This is a genomic window from Pseudomonas sp. 10S4 (assembly GCF_034344865.1).
GTDB lineage: Bacteria > Pseudomonadota > Gammaproteobacteria > Pseudomonadales > Pseudomonadaceae > Aquipseudomonas.
Genome location: NZ_CP133774.1, coordinates 1846278 through 1864165 on the forward strand (window position 1 = coordinate 1846278; position 17888 = coordinate 1864165).

At 59.6% G+C, this 17888-nt stretch carries 12 protein-coding genes and 5 pseudogenes; 4 read left to right on the plus strand and 13 right to left on the minus strand.

The features are described from left to right. Position 1 precedes the first annotated feature (1 nt). From RHM58_RS08675 to coxB, 5 genes and pseudogenes are all read right to left on the minus strand, one after another. A pseudogene (locus RHM58_RS08675) lies at positions 2–888 on the minus strand (cytochrome c oxidase subunit 3). A 33-nt stretch (positions 889–921) separates the two neighbouring features. Continuing rightward, complete coding sequence (locus RHM58_RS08680; RefSeq protein ID WP_201256274.1) at positions 922–1476, minus strand: cytochrome c oxidase assembly protein; 555 nt, start codon at positions 1474–1476, stop codon at positions 922–924. Between the two features lie 165 nt (positions 1477–1641). Beyond that, a complete protein-coding gene (locus RHM58_RS33945; RefSeq protein ID WP_416195300.1) occupies positions 1642–2115 on the minus strand; it encodes a cbb3-type cytochrome c oxidase subunit I in 474 nt (157 codons plus the stop codon). Next, positions 2115–3238: pseudogene (locus tag RHM58_RS08685) on the minus strand (cbb3-type cytochrome c oxidase subunit I). Before RHM58_RS08685 ends, RHM58_RS33945 begins: the two are co-directional and overlap by 1 nt. Before the next feature lie 82 nt (positions 3239–3320). Next, positions 3321–4447, minus strand: a pseudogene (gene coxB, locus RHM58_RS08690) (cytochrome c oxidase subunit II). 371 nt (positions 4448–4818) lie between these two features. On the opposite strand from coxB, the gene RHM58_RS08695 reads away from it, so the two are divergent. Next, a complete protein-coding gene (locus RHM58_RS08695; protein WP_201199375.1) occupies positions 4819–5469 on the plus strand; it encodes a hypothetical protein in 651 nt (216 codons plus the stop codon). Between the two features lie 120 nt (positions 5470–5589). On the opposite strand, the gene RHM58_RS08700 is transcribed toward RHM58_RS08695, so the two are convergent. The 6 genes and pseudogenes from RHM58_RS08700 to RHM58_RS08725 form a co-directional block, all read right to left on the minus strand. Further along, on the minus strand, positions 5590–7116 hold the full coding sequence (locus tag RHM58_RS08700; protein WP_322270097.1) for a SulP family inorganic anion transporter: 1527 nt from the start codon (positions 7114–7116) through the stop codon (positions 5590–5592). Between the two features lie 90 nt (positions 7117–7206). After that, a pseudogene (locus RHM58_RS08705) lies at positions 7207–7937 on the minus strand (carbonic anhydrase). A 242-nt stretch (positions 7938–8179) separates the two neighbouring features. Beyond that, entirely contained in the window at positions 8180–9238 is a 1059-nt protein-coding gene (locus tag RHM58_RS08710; RefSeq protein ID WP_322270098.1) for a PA0069 family radical SAM protein, read from the minus strand. 70 nt (positions 9239–9308) lie between these two features. Next, positions 9309–10613: a c-type cytochrome gene (locus RHM58_RS08715; RefSeq protein ID WP_322270099.1), complete on the minus strand. Its 1305-nt coding sequence runs from the start codon at positions 10611–10613 to the stop codon at positions 9309–9311. A 12-nt stretch (positions 10614–10625) separates the two neighbouring features. Next, on the minus strand, positions 10626–12410 hold the full coding sequence (locus RHM58_RS08720) for a GMC family oxidoreductase (RefSeq protein WP_201199381.1): 1785 nt from the start codon (positions 12408–12410) through the stop codon (positions 10626–10628). A 2-nt stretch (positions 12411–12412) separates the two neighbouring features. Next, a pseudogene (locus RHM58_RS08725) lies at positions 12413–13154 on the minus strand (gluconate 2-dehydrogenase subunit 3 family protein). A gap of 302 nt (positions 13155–13456) precedes the next feature. On the opposite strand from RHM58_RS08725, the gene RHM58_RS08730 reads away from it, so the two are divergent. Beyond that, the gene (locus RHM58_RS08730; protein WP_322270100.1) at positions 13457–14104 is read left to right on the plus strand and encodes a dual specificity protein phosphatase family protein; all 648 of its coding nucleotides are present in this window, start codon (positions 13457–13459) and stop codon (positions 14102–14104) included. Between the two features lie 56 nt (positions 14105–14160). Here RHM58_RS08730 and RHM58_RS08735 read toward each other — a convergent pair whose 3' ends face one another. Both RHM58_RS08735 and prlC read right to left on the minus strand, forming a co-directional pair. Further along, a complete protein-coding gene (locus RHM58_RS08735; RefSeq protein WP_201199386.1) occupies positions 14161–14448 on the minus strand; it encodes a YheV family putative zinc ribbon protein in 288 nt (95 codons plus the stop codon). Beyond that, on the minus strand, positions 14445–16523 hold the full coding sequence (prlC, locus tag RHM58_RS08740) for an oligopeptidase A (RefSeq protein ID WP_322270101.1): 2079 nt from the start codon (positions 16521–16523) through the stop codon (positions 14445–14447). The genes RHM58_RS08735 and prlC overlap by 4 nt, the downstream gene beginning before the upstream one ends. Positions 16524–16585: 62 nt before the next feature. Between prlC and RHM58_RS08745 the strand changes: the two genes are divergently transcribed. Then, entirely contained in the window at positions 16586–17131 is a 546-nt protein-coding gene (locus RHM58_RS08745; RefSeq protein ID WP_201199391.1) for a gamma carbonic anhydrase family protein, read from the plus strand. Positions 17132–17159: 28 nt separating this feature from the next. Beyond that, on the plus strand, positions 17160–17810 hold the full coding sequence (locus tag RHM58_RS08750; RefSeq protein ID WP_201199393.1) for an HAD family hydrolase: 651 nt from the start codon (positions 17160–17162) through the stop codon (positions 17808–17810). Positions 17811–17888 lie beyond the last annotated feature (78 nt).

Sequence of the window (17888 nt, forward strand, 5' to 3'; positions counted from 1 at the left end):
CTCAAAGCACGTAGACGAAAACGAACAGCCCGATCCACACCACGTCGACGAAGTGCCAGTACCAACTCGCCGCTTCGAAGCCGAACTGGTGCTCGTTATCGAAGTGTCCGCGCATGATCCGCATCAGCATCACGAACAGGATGATGGTGCCGATGGTCACGTGGGCGCCGTGGAACCCGGTGAGCATGAAGAACGTTGCGCCGTAGACGCCCGAACCGAGGGTCAGCCCCAGTTCGTGGTAGGCGTGTGTGTATTCTTCGGCTTGCAGCGCGAGGAACCCGCAGCCCAGCAGCACGGTGATCGCCAGCCAGATTTTAAGCGCGCCGCGATGGCCTTTTTCAAGGCGTGATGGGCGATGGTCACGGTGACGCTGGAGCTGACCAGCAAAATAGTGTTGATCAGCGGCAGGCCCCAGGGGCTGATGACTTCTTTAGGTGGCGGGAACAGTTTCGGGTCCGGGGTGTGCAGCAGCGGCCAGGCGAATTGAAAGTTCGGCCAGAGCATGTGGGCGATGCCCTTTGGGCCTTCGCCTCCCAGCGCCGGGCCAGAGATGTGCCGCACGTAAAACAGCGCACCGAAGAAGGCGATGAAGAACATCACCTCGGAGAAGATGAACCAACTCATGCCCCAGCGGAACGAGCGATCAAGCTGCGGGCTGTACAACCCCGCGCGGCTCTCCTTGATCACCGTGCCGAACCAGCCGAACAGCATGTAGGCCAGCAGCAGGCCGCCGACGAAAAAGATCAGCGGGCCGTGGGATTCCGGCCGTGCCGCTTTCAGGTCGTTGAACCAGGTGGCCAGGCCGTACACCGTGACCAGCATGCCGGCGGTGGCGATGATCGGCCATTTGCTCTGGGCGGGTACGTAATAGTGCTCATGAGTTGCCATTTATTGTTCTCCTTATCGGGCACGCTTCAACGCCTAGCCACCGGTGCTTGCAGCAGCCACGGGCGGATGACGTGCGGTGATATCGAACAGCGTGTAAGACAGCGTCAGGTGCTTCACATCCTTGGGCATGTCACGGTCAACGATGAAACGTACCGGCATCTCGATCCGTTGACCGGGCTGCAGCACTTGCTGGGTAAAGCAGAAACATTCGGTCTTGTGGAAGTACGCCGCCGCCTCGCTGGGCGCGATGCTCGGCACTGCCTGGGCGCTCATCGGGTGGTCGGTGGGGTTGTAGGCGACAAACAGCATTTCGCTCACCGCCCCGGGATAGGTGGTCAGTTCATTGCCCTTGGGATAGAACTCCCACGGCATGTCGGCGTTGTTCATCGACAGAAACTGCACGCGCACTTGCCGCGAGGTGTCGACCGTCTGTTCGCCTTCGTACTGCCCGGCGGTTTTGCCGTTGATGCCGAAGGCCTTGCACATCACGTCGTAGATCGGCACAAGGGCAAACCCGAATACAAACATCGCTACCACCACCATCAGCAGGCGCGTGACCAGTTTTTTCAGAGAAATTGAATCAGCCATGATGTCTGCCCTCACGCCCAAGCCCTGTGGGAGCGAGCCTTTGTGGCGAGGGAGCTTGCTCCCGCTGGGCTGCGAAGCGGCCCCAAAAGCTTTGCGTCTGCTTCGCAGCCGAGCGGGAGCAAGCTCCCTCGCCACACAAGTTCGCTCCCACATGGGTTACAGCGTTCATTTCACTTCCGGCGGGGTGGTGAAGGTGTGATACGGCGCCGGTGACGGCACGCTCCACTCCAGACCTTCAGCCCCTTCCCACGGTTTGGCCGGTGCTGGCGGGCCGCCGCGAATGGTCTTGATCACGATGAACAGGAAGAACAGCTGCGTGGTACCGAACATGAACGCGCCAATCGACGACACCATGTTGAAGTCGGCGAATTGCAGGTTGTAGTCCGGAATCCGTCGCGGCATGCCCGCCAGCCCCACGAAGTGCATCGGGAAAAAGGTCATGTTCATACCGATGAACGACAGCCAGAAATGCAGCTTGCCGAGAGTTTCGTCGTACATGTGGCCGGTCCATTTCGGCAGCCAGTAGTAGGCCGAGGCGAAGATCCCGAAGATCGCCCCCGGCACCAGCACGTAGTGGAAGTGCGCGACCACGAAGTAGGTGTCCTGGTACTGGAAGTCCGCCGGGGCGATGGCCAGCATCAGGCCGGAGAAGACGCCGCCGATGGAGAACAGGATGATCGAGACGCCACGGCGAACAGCATCGGCGTTTCGAAGGTCAGCGAGCCTTGCCACATGGTGCTGGCCCAGTTGAACACTTTCACGCCGGTCGGCACCGCGATCAGCAGCGTGGCGTACATAAAGAACAACTCGCCCACCAGCGGAATACCAACCACGAACATGTGGTGCGCCCAGACGATAAACGACAGGAACGCGATGCTCGCCGTGGCGTAGACCATCGAGGTGTAGCCGAACAGTGGCTTGCGCGAGAAGGTCGGGATGATCGAGCTGACGGCACCGAAGAACGGCAGCGCGATGATGTACACCTCGGGGTGGCCGAAGAACCAGAACAGGTGCTGGAACAGCACCGGGTCCCCGCCACCGGCGGCACTGAAGAAACTGGTGCCGAAGTGGATGTCCATCAGCATCATCGTCACGCACCCGGCCAGCACCGGCATTACTGCGATCAGCAGGAACGCGGTGATCAGCCAGGTCCAGACGAACAGCGGCATTTTCATCAGCGTCATGCCAGGGGCGCGCAGGTTGAGGATGGTGGCGATCACGTTGATCGCGCCCATGATCGAGCTGATGCCCATCAGGTGGATGGCGAAGATGAAGTAGGTCACGCTTTCTGGCGCGTAGGTCGTGGAGAGCGGGGCGTAGAAGGTCCAGCCGAAGTTTGGCCCGCCGCCTGGCCGGTGAACAAGGTCGAGATCAACAGGATGAACGCCGCTGGCAGTAGCCAGAAGCTGAAGTTGTTCATCCGTGGCAGGGCCATGTCCGGCGCGCCGATCATCAACGGGATCATCCAGTTGGCGAGGCCGACGAAGGCTGGCATCACTGCACCGAAGACCATCACCAGGCCATGCATGGTGGTCATCTGGTTGAAGAACGCCGGTTCGACGATTTGCAGCCCGGGCTGGAACAGCTCGGCACGAATCACCATGGCGAACGAGCCGCCAATCAGGAACATGGTGAACGCAAACCACAGGTACAGCGTGCCGATGTCCTTGTGGTTGGTGGTCAGCACCCAGCGCATCAGGCCCTTGGCGGGGCCGTGGGCATGGTCGGCGGCATGACCGTGGTCATCGATTACAGCGCTCATGGCCGTTCTCCCGAGAACGAATGGGCTGGGCAGGCCGGGGCGCGCTGCCCCGACCGGTTCCTTACGTACGCAATAGACCGGGTCATTTGCTTTCCGCCTGTTTCAACTCCAGCACTTCTTTAGGCGTGACCATGTCGCCTTTGTTGTTGCCCCAGGCGTTACGTTCGTAGGTCACGACCGCTGCGATATCGACTTCCGAGAGCTGCTTGCCGAACGCCGCCATGGCGGTGCCAGGTTTGCCGAAGTAAACGCGGTGCAGGTGGTCTGCTTTCGGTCCGGTAGCAATCGGCGAACCTTTGAGCGCCGGGAACATTGGCGGCAAGCCTTGCCCTTCGGCCTGGTGACAGGCCACGCAGGTGGTGTGATAGATCTTGTCACCGCGCTCTTTGAGTTCGTCGAGGGTCCACTCCTTGGTTGTCAGCTCTTTGAGCTGCAAGGCTTCTGCCTTGCGATCGGCCAGCCACTTGTCGTAATCGGCCTTTTCCTTGACCTCGACCACGATCGGCATAAAGCCGTGATCCTTGCCGCACAGCTCGGCACACTGGCCACGGTAAATGCCGGGCTTGTCGATCCGGGTCCAGGCTTCGTTGACGAACCCCGGAATCGCATCGCGCTTGACCGCAAAGGCCGGCACCCACCAGGAGTGGATAACGTCGGCGGAAGTCACCAGGAAGCGCACCTTGGCCCCGATCGGCAGCACCAACGGTTTGTCGACCTCGAGCAAGTAGTGCTCGCCCTTGGCTTCCTTGTTGTGGATTTGATCCTGGGGGTGGCCAGGTTGCTGAAGAACTCGACGTCCTGGCCCAAGTATTTGTAGTGCCACTTCCACTGATAGCCGGTGATCTGGATATCGATATCCGGCTCACTGGAGTCATACATCTTGATCAGGGTGGCTGTCGCGGGAACCGCCATGGCCACCAGAATGATGAAGGGCACGACAGTCCAGAGAATTTCTACGGTGGTACTTTCATGAAATTTTGCGGCCACCTGCCCGGTCGAGCGGCGGTGGACCATCATCGACCAGAACATGGCGCCGAAGACGATGATGCCGATCACTACACAGATCCAGAAAATGGTCATGTGCAGGTCAAATACTGCGTGACTGATTTCAGTCGCTCCAGGCGCCATATTCACAGTCCAGGCGGCTTGCGCCTGGCTGAAAATCGACCACAACAGGAGGCCCATCCAGACATGTGGATGTCGCATCATTGCGGGTTCCCCTTATCGTTCTTGTTATCCCGCCGGCTTTCACCTGCGGCAAGGGAGCGGCTTTTTCAGACTACGAACTTGAATCGCCGAGCCTTGCTGCATATGCAGTCGGGCGTCATCAGCTAACTCCATTCAAAACCGAGTATAGACAGCGACCGCGACCTCGCAACGCGATGGCGTAAATCAGCTGAAACAGCTTGTACTTGCGTTCCAGGGCACGAATGGAGAAGGATGCAGACGAGTGGTGGCAAATCGATATAACTGCAATGTCTCAAGGATGAAATAATTATGACAAATGCGTCTTAGCATTTTTCATAAGCCAGCTAAGTTATGTTCTCCCTATTTCATTGCCTTTGTTTCCTGGAGTTTTCATGAGCACCGCCGCATTGCGCGAGCAGATCCAAAAAGCCCAACAACATGAGGCCGAGACCGGCCTGTTAACTCGTCAACTGGAAACTCAACTGCCGCACCTGCATTCCGCCATCCAGCTACCGGATGTCGACGCCAAGGGCGTGATGACCCGTTTTGTGGCCGCTTATATAGAGCAAGTGCCGGACCTGTTGGACGCAGCCAATGATGTCGCTCGGGAAGCGGGCATCGAATCACAGATCAAACCGGTGCTGAAAATCGCCGAGCAGTTCTTCCTCAAGCCGCCGGCGATCATGACCGGGCATATCGGCCTGGACAGCCTGCTGGACGAAGCTTATCTGGCGCACCGGTTGGTCGAAGAGGTCAATGACCTGTACATCAAGCATTTTGGCCAGCCACTGATCCCATTGGACATGACTGTCGCCAACCTGATTGCCCACCAATTGATCGGCGAAGAATTTGCCAACCAACTGGATGAGGCGGTGCATCACGCCGTGGACGAGATGCTTAACGAAGACAGTTTCGCGCTGGAGTCGGTGGAAGCCTACCGCGAGAAACTCAACAGCCCGGACACCGGCACCGCGTGGAAACGCTGGCCGTGTCTGTCGCGCCAGTTGGGCGTGGGCCTGGAGCTGGATCAACCGGCTGCTTGATCCATAGATCAACACAATCCCCTGTGGGAGCGAGCTTGCTCGCGATTGCGGTGGGTCAGTCAACATAGATGTTGGATGTTATGGCCCCATCGCGAGCAAGCTCGCTCCCACAGTGTTGTTTTACCCTGTCGAACCCACTCCGGATGTGGTCCGCAACCGTCCTTCCAACCTGCGCTTCAACCCCCGCGCCTCAATCAGCAACTTCGAACCCTTGGCCGCATTCGCCCGGCCCCACTCCTCAAGCAGTTCCAGACACGAATGGTCGATGTAGCTCAGGTTATTGAGCGGCACATGCACCGTCGTGCCGGCCGGAATGGTGCCCAGCACCTGGGTCAACGCCGGTACCTTGAGAAAGGTCGCCGCGCCGATCAGCCGCAACTCCATTTCGCCGTCCTTGGGCAGGTCGATCAGGCTGATCTTCAGCCGTGAAGCCTTCCAGGCCAGTTTCGCCAGGGTCAGGCCGAAGCCGATCAGCACGCCAGTCAGCAGGTCGGTGAAGATGATCGCCAGGGCAGTCGCCGCATAGGTGAACATCGGCATCCGGCCATAACGCCCCAAGCCGCGAAAGGCCTTGAGGTCCACCAGTTTGAAACCGGTGGAGACCAAAACACCGGCCAGGCTCGCCACCGGAATGCTTTGCAGCACGCTGGACAGCAACAGCACGAACGCCAGCAACCACAGACCATGGAAGATCGCCGACATTCGTGTGGTCGCGCCGGCCTGGACGTTAGCCGAGCTGCGCACGATTACCCCGGTCATTGGCAATGCACCGAGCAAACCGCAGAGCATGTTGCCCACGCCTTGCGCCGACAACTCCCGGTCGAAGTCCGAACGCTGGCCGCTGTGCATGCGGTCGACGGCGGCGGCCGAGAGCAGGGTTTCGGCGCTGGCGATGAAGGCCACGGCAAACGCGGCGATCAGCAGCGTCGGGTCAGCCAGGTTGAGCAAGTCCGCGGGTTTGAGCCAGTCGATGGCTTCAGCCAGGTTGGCCGGGACCTCCACGCGTTTGACCTGCAAGGCGAGCATCAGGCTGGCAACCGTCGCCAGACCGACACCAAGCAAGGCACCGGGAATGAATCGTAGCGAGTGCGGGCGGAATTTTTCCCACAGCCACATCACCGCAATCGTCGACAGTCCAAGCAAACCGGCCTGCCAGCCCAAGGATGGCAAGGCCTGAGCCACGGCGGCAGGGAACGCTGCGAGGTTATCCAGCCCTGACGGTTTGGGCACGGCGTCGAGCATCACATGCACTTGTGACAGCACGATCAACACGCCAATCCCGGCGAGCATGCCGTAGACCACCGCTGGCGCCGTCACCCGAAACCAGCAGCCCAGTTTCAAACGACCGGCCACCAGTTGCAGAAAACCGGCCAGCAGCAAAATCGGCCCGAGCATGGCGATACCGTGTTGGCGCACCAGCTCGAATACCAACACGGCCAGGCCCGCCGCCGGGCCGCTGACTTGCAACGGTGAGCCGGCAATCCAGCCCACCACCAAGCCACCGATGATCCCGGTGATCAGGCCTTTGGCCGGCGGCAAACCCGAGGCGATGGCGATGCCCATGCACAAGGGCAGGGCCACCAGAAACACCACCACCGAAGCCAGCAGCTCCCGTGGCAAAACAGCTTTTAGTTGCGCAGCACGCATAGGGATTCTCCCGAAGTTTTTTCAGGCATGGCGAAGCCAGGCTGCTCAATCGGCAGCCTCGGCTAAACCACACAACGATTTAGGAGGTTTTTAGAAGCGCGCTTTGGGCGTCGCCACCGGAATCGGATGGCTGCCATCGAGCGGCAGGAAACGACCCTGATCCGCGTCGTACGCTTTGATTTCGCTGGTTTCGATGCTGTAGACCCAGCCATGGATAAACAGCTGACCGTTGGCCATGCGCGAGGCCACCGATGGGTGTGTGCGCAGATGCTGCAACTGGGCGATCACATTCTCTTCGGTGAGGATGTGCATGCTTTCGTTTTCGTCAGCGCAATGGCAGTTTTCCTGGACCATGGTTTTCGCCACTTCGGCATGCCGCAGCCAGGCTTTGACCGTGGGCATTTTTTCCAGGCTCTGCGGGTTGAGTACCGCGCGCATGGCGCCGCAATCGGAATGGCCGCAAATGATGATGTGTTGCACGCCGAGGGCCAGCACCGCGTATTCGATCGCGGTGGAAACGCCGCCGTTCATTTGCCCATAAGGTGGCACAACGTTGCCGACGTTACGGGTCACGAACAGATCGCCAGGGGCGCTTTGGGTGATCAGTTCAGGAACGATGCGCGAATCGGCGCAGGCGATGAACATCGCTCTCGGGCTCTGGGCTGTGGCGAGTTTTTGAAGAGCTCTTCCTGCTGTGGAAAGACCTCGTGATGAAAATGCAAAAAGCCGTCAACGATATGCTTCAGCGCTGCATCGGCGGACTCCGCCTCGGGGTGGGCTGAAACCGACGCAGCCAACGGCTGTTTATCCTTGTCACTCATGATTCATCCTCTTTGACGGAGATTGGGAAGTGTCCCGTTTTGTCCGATATGAAGCCAGTGGCTGTTTAAAAAAATCCAGGTCGCAGATCTCGACCCGTCAGTCACTCGATGAACAAGGTAGCCGGCGAAACTTAACTCAAACTGAATAAACCGCTCTAGAACGCACGTTCCAGGTCGCAAAAAACGTGACCGGGAATGACGGCGGCGGGTGTTTCCACTACTCAACCATAGGCCAATTGTCCTCAAATCAATGACATTTGGCGACCCGGTGGACAGAAGGCGTCGCAGTCCAGATTAAACCCTTCACGACGATTGAGCCCCAAGCGTTTGATGGTTTTGGCAAAGCGTTGCGCCAACAGGTCGGCGAATGGCCCTTCACCGCGCATCCGCGCACCAAACCGGCTGTCGTAGAGCTCGCCGCCACGACTCTGCCGAATCAGGCTCAACACATGAGCCGCGCGCTGCGGGTAGTGGGCGGCCAGCCATTCTTCGAACAACGGCGCCACTTCCAGGGGCAAGCGCAACATCATGTAGGCCGCGCTCTGGGCACCGGCCGCGTGGGCCTCGGTGAGCAGGCTTTCGAGTTCGCTGTCATTGATCATTGGAATCATCGGCGAGCACAAAACCCCCACCGGAATCCCGGCTTCGCGCATCACCCGAATGGCTCGTAATCGGGCCTTGGGCGCAGCGGCCCGGGGTTCGAGGATGCGTTTGAGTTCGTCGTCGAGTGTGGTGAGGCTGATCATCACGGCCACCAGGTTTTGCCGGGCGAGTTCAACCAGCAGATCCAGATCACGAAGAATCAGCGAACCTTTAGTGATGATGGTCACCGGATGACGGTAACGCAGCAGCACTTCCAGGGTTTGGCGGGTGATTTTGTGTTCGCGTTCGATGGGCTGATACGGATCGGTGTTGGAACCCAGGTTGATCGGCGCGCATTGATAGCCGCGCTTGGAGAGTTGCTCCTCCAGCACGTCTGCAGCGTTGGTCTTGGCGATCAGTTTGGTTTCGAAATCCAGCCCCGGCGACATGTCCCAATAGGCGTGACTGGGCCGCGCGTAGCAATAGATGCAACCGTGCTCGCAGCCGCGATAAGGATTGATCGAGCGGTCGAAGGGCAAGTCCGGCGAGGTGTTGCGGGTGATGATGGTTTTCGCCGTCTCGATGCGCACTTCGGTGCCTTGGGTGACCGGCGCTTCCTGGTACCAGCCATCGTCCTCGGCCACCGAACGGTTCGGTGCGAAGCGGTTGTGCGGGTTGGTCGCGGTGCCGCGACCGCGTGGCGGAAGAGGAGTGGACATGAAAACGCCTCGATACTGGTTTTATATACAGTAACGAGGCGTCGTTCATCTGGCTAGTGCCGCTGGGCGATCAGTTCTTCTGGGTGACCTGCCCCAGATCGTCGCCCGAGGTGGTTTTCATATCGTCCTTGCGCAGATCGGCCACGGTGCTTGCCTTGACGGGCTCGCCCTTGTTACCCCAACTGCTGCGAATGAAACTGACCACATCCGCCACTTCCTGATCCGACAACCGCCAGGCAAACGCTGGCATGGTGAAGGTCGACGGTGCCGTGTGAGTCGCCGGCAAGGTGCCGCCCTTGAGCACAACGTTAATCAGCGACGTCGGGTCTTGCGACTGCAACACCGGATTGCCCGCCAGCGCCGGGAACACTCGCGTGTAACCATGCCCGTCGGTACGGTGACAGGCCGCACAGTTGTCGATGTACACCGAGGCGCCAGGCTTGCTGTCATCACCCTTCCACAGCGCTTGGGCGACTTGTTTGTCGTACTTATGTGGCTGGTCGTTGGGGTCATTGGCCGGCAGGGACTTGAGGTAACGGGCAATTGCGGTCAGGTCGGCGTCGGTCATGTATTGCATGCTGTGGGTCACCACATCGCTCATGCCACCGAATACCGCACTGCGGTCGCTGCGCCCGGTCTTGAGGAATTGCACCAGTTGCGCCTCGCTCCAGCTGCCGAGGCCGTCCTTGTGGTCGCCGCGCAGGCTTTTCGCGATCCAGCCTTCCAGCGGCGCGCTGCCTGACAGAAAGGTGCTGCCATCGCCGGCATTCAGGGATTTTTCCTGCATGGTCAGGGCTCTTGGCGTATGGCATGCGCCGCAATGTCCCAGGCCTTCCACCAGATAAGCCCCACGGCTGACTACCGCATCAGCGCCCGGTGCGGCTTTGTAATCCGCCACGGCCGGGGCAAACATCCAGCGCCAGCCCATCAGCGGCCAACGCATGCTCAAAGGCCAGGGAATGTCGCTGGCCTTGTTCTCCTGGGCGACCGGCGCCACGCCGTGTATGAAGTAGGCGTACAAGGCCTGCATGTCGGGTTCGGTGACGCTGGCGTAGGACGGATACGGCATCGCCGGGTACAAGGTGCTGCCGTTTTTGGCGACACCGTGGCGTACGGCTTTGTCGAAATCTTCGAAGCTGTAGTCGCCGAGGCCGGTTTTATCCGGAGTGATGTTGGTCGAGTAGATCGTCCCGATTGGCGTTTCCATCGGCAGACCGCCGGCGAACGGCTTGCCGTCCTTCGCGGTGTGGCAGGCGATACAGTCACCGGCCCGGGCAAGGTATTCGCCTTGTTTGATCAGGTTTTGATCAACTTCTGCGGCGTTGATCGAGGCACTGCCGAGCAGGGCGAAGGTCGCGATAACGAGTGCTTTCATGGTTATCGCTCCTTAAGCCTGAACCAGCGGGCCGGGGTTTTTCAGGTACTGCTCGCGGATCGCCCGCGCCGACCAGTAGGTCAACGCAGCCACCAGGCCTGTAGGGTTGTAACCCAAGCCTTGTGGGAAAGCCGACGCCCCAGGGACGAACACGTTGTGCACGTCCCAGCTCTGCAAGTAACGGTTCAGGGCGCTGGTTTTCGGGTTCGTGCCCATGATCGCGCCACCGTTGAGGTGGGTGGTCTGGTAGGCCGCGGTGTTGAAGTGATCACCGACCTGCTTGCCGATCACGGCGATAGCTTTGGGGCCCATCGCTTCGGCGATCTTGCCCATTTTTTCGACCATGAAGCGGTTCATCTTGATGTCGTTTTCCTGCCAGTCGAAGGTCATCCGCAGCAGCGGCAAGCCGTAGGCATCGCGGTATACCGGGTCGAGATCCAGGTAGTTGCCGCGGTAGGACTGATGCGCGCCGTGTGAGTCCATCGACACCTGGTGGGTGTAGTAATCGGCGGTGGCGCGTTTCCACGCACTGCCCCAGGCCGGCGTGCCCGGCGGGTTCGAGGTCCCGGAGATTGGGCGGCTGCCGGCCTGGTTGACCCACATCGGCGAGCCGCCGACGAAGCCATGCGGCCCGTGGTCGAAGTTGTCGGCGTTGAAGTCATCGATCGCCACGCCGTTGCCGCCAGCCCCGATGAAGTTGTTGGTGTGGGTGTCCTTGTCGAAGAACGCCTTGATCGTGGCCATGTTCTGGTAGGCGAAGTTCTTGCCGACCACGCCTTCACCGCTGATCGGGTCGTAAGGCTTGCCGATGCCGGAGAGCAACATCAACCGCACGTTGTGGAACTGGAACGCGCCGAGGATCACCAGATCGGCCGGCTGCTCGATCTCCCGGCCCTGGCCATCGATGTAGGTCACGCCGGTGGCTTTGGTCTTGGTGCTGTCGAGGTTGACCCGCAACACGTGGGAATTGGGCCGCAGTTCGAAATTCGGCAGCGGCTTGAGCGCCGGCAGAATGTTCACGTTGGGCGATGCCTTGGAGTACATGTAGCAAACGTAACCGCTGCAAAAACCGCAGAAGTTACACGGGCCCATTTGGGCGCCGTAGGGGTTGGTGTACGGGCCTGAGGTATTGGCCGACGGCAGGTTGTAGGGTTTGTAACCCACGGCTGTGGCCGCTTTCTGGAACAGCTGTGCGGAGACCGTATTTTTCTGGGATTCCAGCGGGAACGGGTTCGAGCGATCCGGTGCGTAAGGGTTGCCGCCCTTGCCTTCGCCGACCCGTTGACCGTTCACCGTCCAGGCTTGACCCGACGTACCGAACACCTTTTCGGCGTAATCGAAGAACGGCTCCAGCTCTTCATAGCTGACGCCGAAGTCCTGGATGGTCATGTCCTTGGGAATGAAGTGTTTGCCGTAGCGTTCTTCGTAGTGACTGCGCATCCGCAACTCGATCGGGTCGACCCGAAAGTGCACGCCCGACCAATGCAGCCCCGCGCCGCCCACACCGTTACCGGGCAGGAAAGCGCCGAGTTGGCGGTTCGGCAGTGCGATGTCATTCACGCTATGGCGAATGGTCACGGTCTCTTTGGAGATGTCCTGGAAGAGTTTCTTGCGAACGCTGTAGGTAAGTTCGTCGATCACCTGGGGATAGTTGCCGTCGGGGTAGGTGTCCTGCATCGGTCCGCGCTCCAGCGCCAACACGTTCAGGCCTGCTTCTGTCAGTTCTTTGGCCATGATCGCGCCGGTCCAGCCAAAACCGACGATGACTGCGTCGACCTTCTTCATAACTGTTGCCATGCTTATGCCCTCTCGCCGCGAATCGAAACTGCCGGGAAGGGGTATTGCTCGTTGCGTTCCACCCAGTCCATGAAATCGGCGCGGGCGCCGGGGAAGCCGATCATGGTCCAGCCGACCATGCCTTTGTTGCCGCCGTGGATCGGGTCGCAGAAGAACCCTTCCTTGGTGTTTTGCAGCAGCAGGTTGAAGAAAATCGTCGACGGAACGCTGTCGAAGTCAGGTTTTCCGGCTTCGAGTTGCTTCAGTAAATCGTCTCGGGTAGCGCTATCTTGGTCAGCAAATACTTTTCCGTTGACGGTTTTCGACCAGGAATCCGTGGCGGCAATGCCCAAGCGATAGATCTCTTTAGGGACGAGTTTGCTCTGCCGAGCCCATTTCCGGCGGGGCGTCGGCGTTGAACGGCCCTTGCATGAACCACAGCGCGCCGGCGGCGTACGGCGTGTTCATTTGCCGGTCGATGTATTCCGGCACGCCGGCTTCGAGTGCGCCTGGCCCTTGGGCATCGTTCGGGATCAGTTGAGCGACGGCTGCCTTGATGAACGTCCATTCTTCGGCGGTGAAGTAGCTGGGTTCATAGACGCTGGTGCTGGCAGGGGTTTTGCCGGGACTGGACGGCGCCGCTTCAGGCGCTGCGAGCAGGACGGAACTGCCCAGCGCGGTGCTGGCGACGGTGACCACCGGGATCAAGGTCAGGGATTTGCGCAAAAACTCACGCCGCGGGTTGTCTCGATCTTGATCAGACATGGGGGTGCACCTCATCAGGCATTGATGGTTTTCAGCCGTTTCAATGAACGGCTTTTCGTTTTGGCAGTGATACGGGTGGACGATCAGTGAAAATGGCCACGTAACTGCAAACTTTGGTAACAAATGGTAGCAGGCTAAGAATCAGGATGAAGCGATTCAGCATAAATAAACCGGGGTTTTGCGACGAAAGTAGCCTTGGGGTCGATCGATTCACGATTCTTTGACAGTCGGCTCACAGCCCTTTGACTGGTCAAGGTTGAAGCTAGCGTTATTCATCCGCATCTTTTTCACGGTCGCCCAGCATGTCTAAAATCCGTCTTATCCCTGCGATGTGCCTGTCGTTGGTAGCCTTTTTCAATGTGTCGCTGGCCCTGGCTGACGACACGGTACCTGCGCGGCCTGCCGAATGGGCACAGTCGGTGGAGTCGAAATATAACCTCTACCAAATGTCCCCGACGCTCTACCGCAGTGCATTGCCGGACAGCGGCGCGGTGCCGCTACTGGAAAAACTCAAGGTTGGAACCGTTATCAACTTCCTGCCTGAGTCGGACAAGAGCTGGTTGTCGACGCCTGGCATCGACCAGGTGCAGCTGCCTTACCGCACCAATCATGTGGATGACGCTGATGTGCTCAAGGCGCTTCGCGCCATTCAGACCGCCGAGGCCAAAGGCCCGGTATTGATGCATTGCAAGCACGGCTCTGACCGCACCGGCCTGATGGCGGCCATGTATCGGGTGGTCGTGCAGGGCTGGAGCAAAGAAGACGCCTTGAATGAAATGACCCAAGGCGGTTTTGGCGACAGTACCCACTTCAAGGACGGCGTTCGCTACATGATGCAGGCCGATGTCGACAAACTGCGCACGGCTCTGGCCAATGGTGATTGCAGCACCAGCCCGTTCGCCATGTGCTCGATGAAGAGCTGGTTCAAATCGGCAAACGTCGAGAAGTAGGATAAAGGCAGGAGTGTCACCTTCCACACCATTGCGGCGTGGAAGGTTGTGTTCACTCAGAATTGCTCGTCAGGCTTTTTCTTCAGCTTCGGGTTCGGGAAGAATTGCACCGCCTGAACCTTGGCGTCCGGCACTTTCAGCGCCGAAACGTTGACCCGCGTGCCCAATTCCTTGGGCACTGACAGACCTTGCTCATTGAGCGTGTCGGAGTAACCGCAGGCCACGCACTCACGGTGCGGGACCTCGTCTTCGTTCCACATCATCAATTTGTCCGGCTCGCTGCAGGCCGGGCAAACTGCCCCGGCGATAAAGCGTTTTTTTGTGATCACAGGCCCCTCGCTCATGCTGCTGCGTCCTCACTCAGGCCGCTGTGGCGCAAGAGTGCGTCAATCGATGGCGCCCGGCCACGGAAGTCGACGAACAGCACCATCGGTTCCTGAGAACCGCCGCGAGCGAGGATCGCTTCACGGAAGGCGCGGCCGGTCTCGGCATTGAGCACGCCGTCTTCTTCGAACTTCGAGAAAGCATCGGCGGACAGCACTTCAGCCCATTTGTAGCTGTAGTAACCCGCCGCGTAACCGCCGGCGAAGATATGCGCGAAGCTGTTCGGGAAGCGGTTGTAGGCCGGCGGACGCATGACCGAAACCTCGTCGCGCACGCCTTCGAGCACTTGCAGCACGCTGCGGCCGTCGCCATGGGTGGCGTGCAGTTCGAAGTCGAACAACGAGAACTCGAGTTGGCGGACCATCATCAGGCCGGACTGGAAGTTTTTCGCCGCGAGCATTTTTCCCAGCAGGTCCTGAGGCAGCGGTTCGCCGGTTTCGTAGTGACCGGAGATCAGCGCCAGGCCTTCGGGCTCCCAGCACCAGTTTTCCATGAACTGACTTGGCAGTTCGACCGCATCCCAGGCCACGCCGTTGATGCCGGACACGCCAGCATGTTCGACGCGGGTCAGCAGGTGATGCAAACCATGGCCAAATTCGTGGAACAGGGTGGTGACTTCATCGTGGGTCAGCAACGCAGGCTTGCCGCTGTCGGCCGGAGTGAAGTTGCACACCAGGTTCGCCACCGGGCTTTGCAGCACGCCTTCAGCGGTGCGGCGACGGTCACGAGCGCCGTCCATCCAGGCCCCGCCGCGTTTGTTGGCGCGGGCGTAGAGGTCGAAGAAGAAGCGGCCGACGTGTTGGCCGTTTTCCTTGATTTCGAACAGGCGAACATCCGGGTGCCAAGTGTCGAAGCCTTTCTGCTCGGCGATTTCGATGCCGTACAGGCGCTGAACGATAGCGAACAAGCCGCCGAGCACTTTGTCGATCGGGAAGTAGGCGCGAAGGGCTTCTTGCGCGACGCTGTAGCGCTGCTCGCGAAGTTTTTCACCGTAGAAACCACTGTCCCAGCTTTGCAGATCCGGGCAGCCCTGTTCGGCGGCGTAGGCCTTGAGTTGTTCCAGGTCCTGAGCCGCGAACGGTTTGCTGCGCTTGGCCAGGTCACGTAGGAAACTGAGTACCTGATCGCTGGATTCAGCCATTTTGGTCGCCAGACTCAGCTCCGAGAAGCTGGCGAAACCCAGTAGCTTGGCCAGCTCCTGACGCAGGTCGAGAATTTCTACCATCACCGGGCCGTTATCGTTCTGACCGGCATTCGGGCCTTGGTCCGACGCACGGGTGCAGTAGGCGGCGTAGACTTCTTCGCGCAGGGCGCGGTCGCGGGCGTAGGTCATCACCGCGTAGTAGCTCGGGAATTCCAGGCTGATCAACCAACCGTCCAGGCCTTTGGCCTGTGCAGCGGCCGCCATTTGCGCCTTGGCCGAATCGGTCAGGCCGGCGAGGGTGGCTTCATCGGTAACGTGCTTGGTCCAGGCCTGAGTGGCGTCGAGCAACTGGTTGGAGAAGCGGCTGCCCAGCTCGGACAGTTTGCTTTGCACTTCGGCGTATCGCTTCTGCTCAGCTTCCGGCAGGTCGATACCCGACAGACGGAAGTCACGCAGTGAGTGTTCCAGAATGGTTTTTTGCGCGACGTCGAAACCGGCGGCTTCGGGGCTGTTGGCCAGGGCTTCGAATGCCTGGAACAGTTCGCGGTTCTGGCCCATCTCGGTGGAGTAGGCGCTCAGGGCCGGCAGGCAGGACTCGTAGGCTTCGCGCAGTTCGGCGCTGTTGCATACGGCATTCAGGTGGCTGACCGGGCTCCAGGCGGCGCCCAGGCGATCATTGAGTTCGTCCATTGCCAGTACCAGGCCGGCCCAGGTCGGTTGTTTGCCCTGGGTTTTGAGGATCTCGATAATGGCGGCGCGGTTGTCAGCCAGGATCTGTTCAATGGCCGGTTGCACGTGTTCGGCACGAATCGCCGAGAACGGCGGCAGGTCGTAGGACTGCAAAAGAGGGTTGTTCACGCTCACGGTTGGCACCTTGGCTGGAAGAAACATGCGGCCATCTTAATTACAATCGACGCTCACCGCAGCTATCAGCGACAGAGAGAGAACCTATCGTGACCCTTCGCAAGTATCTGAACCACACGCCGCTACTGGGCAAAGGCGCTTTTGTCGACGGCTCGGCGGTGGTAATCGGCGACGTCGAAATCGGCGAAGACAGCTCCGTCTGGCCGCTGACGGTGATCCGCGGCGACATGCACCGCATCCGCATCGGTGCGCGCACCAGCGTTCAGGACGGCTGCGTGCTGCACATCACCCACGCAGGGCCGTTCAATCCCGATGGCTTTCCCTGCTTGATCGGGGACGACGTGACCATCGCTCACAAAGTCATGCTCCACGGCTGCTCGGTGGGTAACCGGGTTCTGATCGGCATGGGCAGCATCGTCATGGACGGCGCGGTGGTGGAGGACGATGTGATCATCGGCGCCGGCAGCCTGGTGCCACCGGGCAAGCGCCTGGAAAGCGGTTTTCTGTATGTCGGCAGCCCGGTGAAACAGATCCGGCCGCTGACTGACAAGGAAAAAGCCTTTTTCACCTACAGCGCGGCGAACTACGTGAAGCTCAAGGACCTGCATCTGGCCGAAGGCTACGACCAGCTCTAAGCCTTCTCACTATTGCCCAGGAATTTTCATGCATTACCAAACTGTTTTGTTCGACCTCGATGGCACTTTGACCGACCCGCGTGAGGGGATTACCCGCTCGATCCAGTTCGCCCTGGCCAAACTGGGTATCGACGAGCCCGACCTGACCAAGCTCGAACATTTCATCGGCCCGCCGCTGTTGCAGGCGTTCATGCAGTTTTACGAGTTCGACGAGCCCAAGGCCTGGGAAGCGGTGAATTTCTATCGCGAGCGTTTCAAAGTCACCGGCCTGTATGAGAACCGCGTGTTCGACGGTGTCACACCGCTATTGGAAACCTTGAGCGGGCAAGGTCGACAGCTGTACATCGCTACCTCCAAGCCCTGGGTGTTCGCCCGGGAAATCGCCCGGCACTTCGACTTCGCCAAGCACTTCAAAGTGATTTACGGCAGTGAGCTGGATGGCACCCGGACCAACAAAGTCGAACTGATCGCCCATTTGATCGCCGAAGAAGGCCTCGACCCGGCCAACACCCTGATGATCGGCGACCGCAAACACGACTTGATCGGCGCGCGCAGCAACGGGCTTGATGCGGCGGCGGTGGGTTATGGTTTTGGCAGCCACGAAGAGCTGAGCGCCGAAGCACCGGCGTATCACTTTGAAACGCTGGAGGAGATGCATCAGGCGTTTCTGCGAGGCTGACACCGAACTGTGGCGAGGGAGCTTGCTCCCGTTTGGCTGCGCAGCAGTCGTGATTGGTCCGGAAATTATGGGGCCACT

Excerpts from the sequence above, each read along its gene's own strand:
- RHM58_RS08710 (WP_322270098.1), bottom strand. The coding sequence starts at position 9,238 with ATGTCCACTCCTCTTCCGCCACGCGGTCGCGGCACCGCGACCAACCCG.
- RHM58_RS08700 (WP_322270097.1), bottom strand. The coding sequence starts at position 7,116 with ATGCGTGCTGCGCAACTAAAAGCTGTTTTGCCACGGGAGCTGCTGGCT.
- RHM58_RS08750 (WP_201199393.1), top strand. The coding sequence starts at position 17,160 with ATGCATTACCAAACTGTTTTGTTCGACCTCGATGGCACTTTGACCGAC.
- RHM58_RS08680 (WP_201256274.1), bottom strand. The coding sequence starts at position 1,476 with ATGGCTGATTCAATTTCTCTGAAAAAACTGGTCACGCGCCTGCTGATG.
- prlC (WP_322270101.1), bottom strand. The coding sequence starts at position 16,523 with ATGTTTCTTCCAGCCAAGGTGCCAACCGTGAGCGTGAACAACCCTCTT.
- RHM58_RS08715 (WP_322270099.1), bottom strand. The coding sequence starts at position 10,613 with ATGAAAGCACTCGTTATCGCGACCTTCGCCCTGCTCGGCAGTGCCTCG.
- RHM58_RS08730 (WP_322270100.1), top strand. The coding sequence starts at position 13,457 with ATGTCTAAAATCCGTCTTATCCCTGCGATGTGCCTGTCGTTGGTAGCC.
- RHM58_RS08695 (WP_201199375.1), top strand. The coding sequence starts at position 4,819 with ATGAGCACCGCCGCATTGCGCGAGCAGATCCAAAAAGCCCAACAACAT.
- RHM58_RS08735 (WP_201199386.1), bottom strand. The coding sequence starts at position 14,448 with ATGAGCGAGGGGCCTGTGATCACAAAAAAACGCTTTATCGCCGGGGCA.
- RHM58_RS33945 (WP_416195300.1), bottom strand. The coding sequence starts at position 2,115 with ATGCTGGCCATCGCCCCGGCGGACTTCCAGTACCAGGACACCTACTTC.
- RHM58_RS08720 (WP_201199381.1), bottom strand. The coding sequence starts at position 12,410 with ATGGCAACAGTTATGAAGAAGGTCGACGCAGTCATCGTCGGTTTTGGC.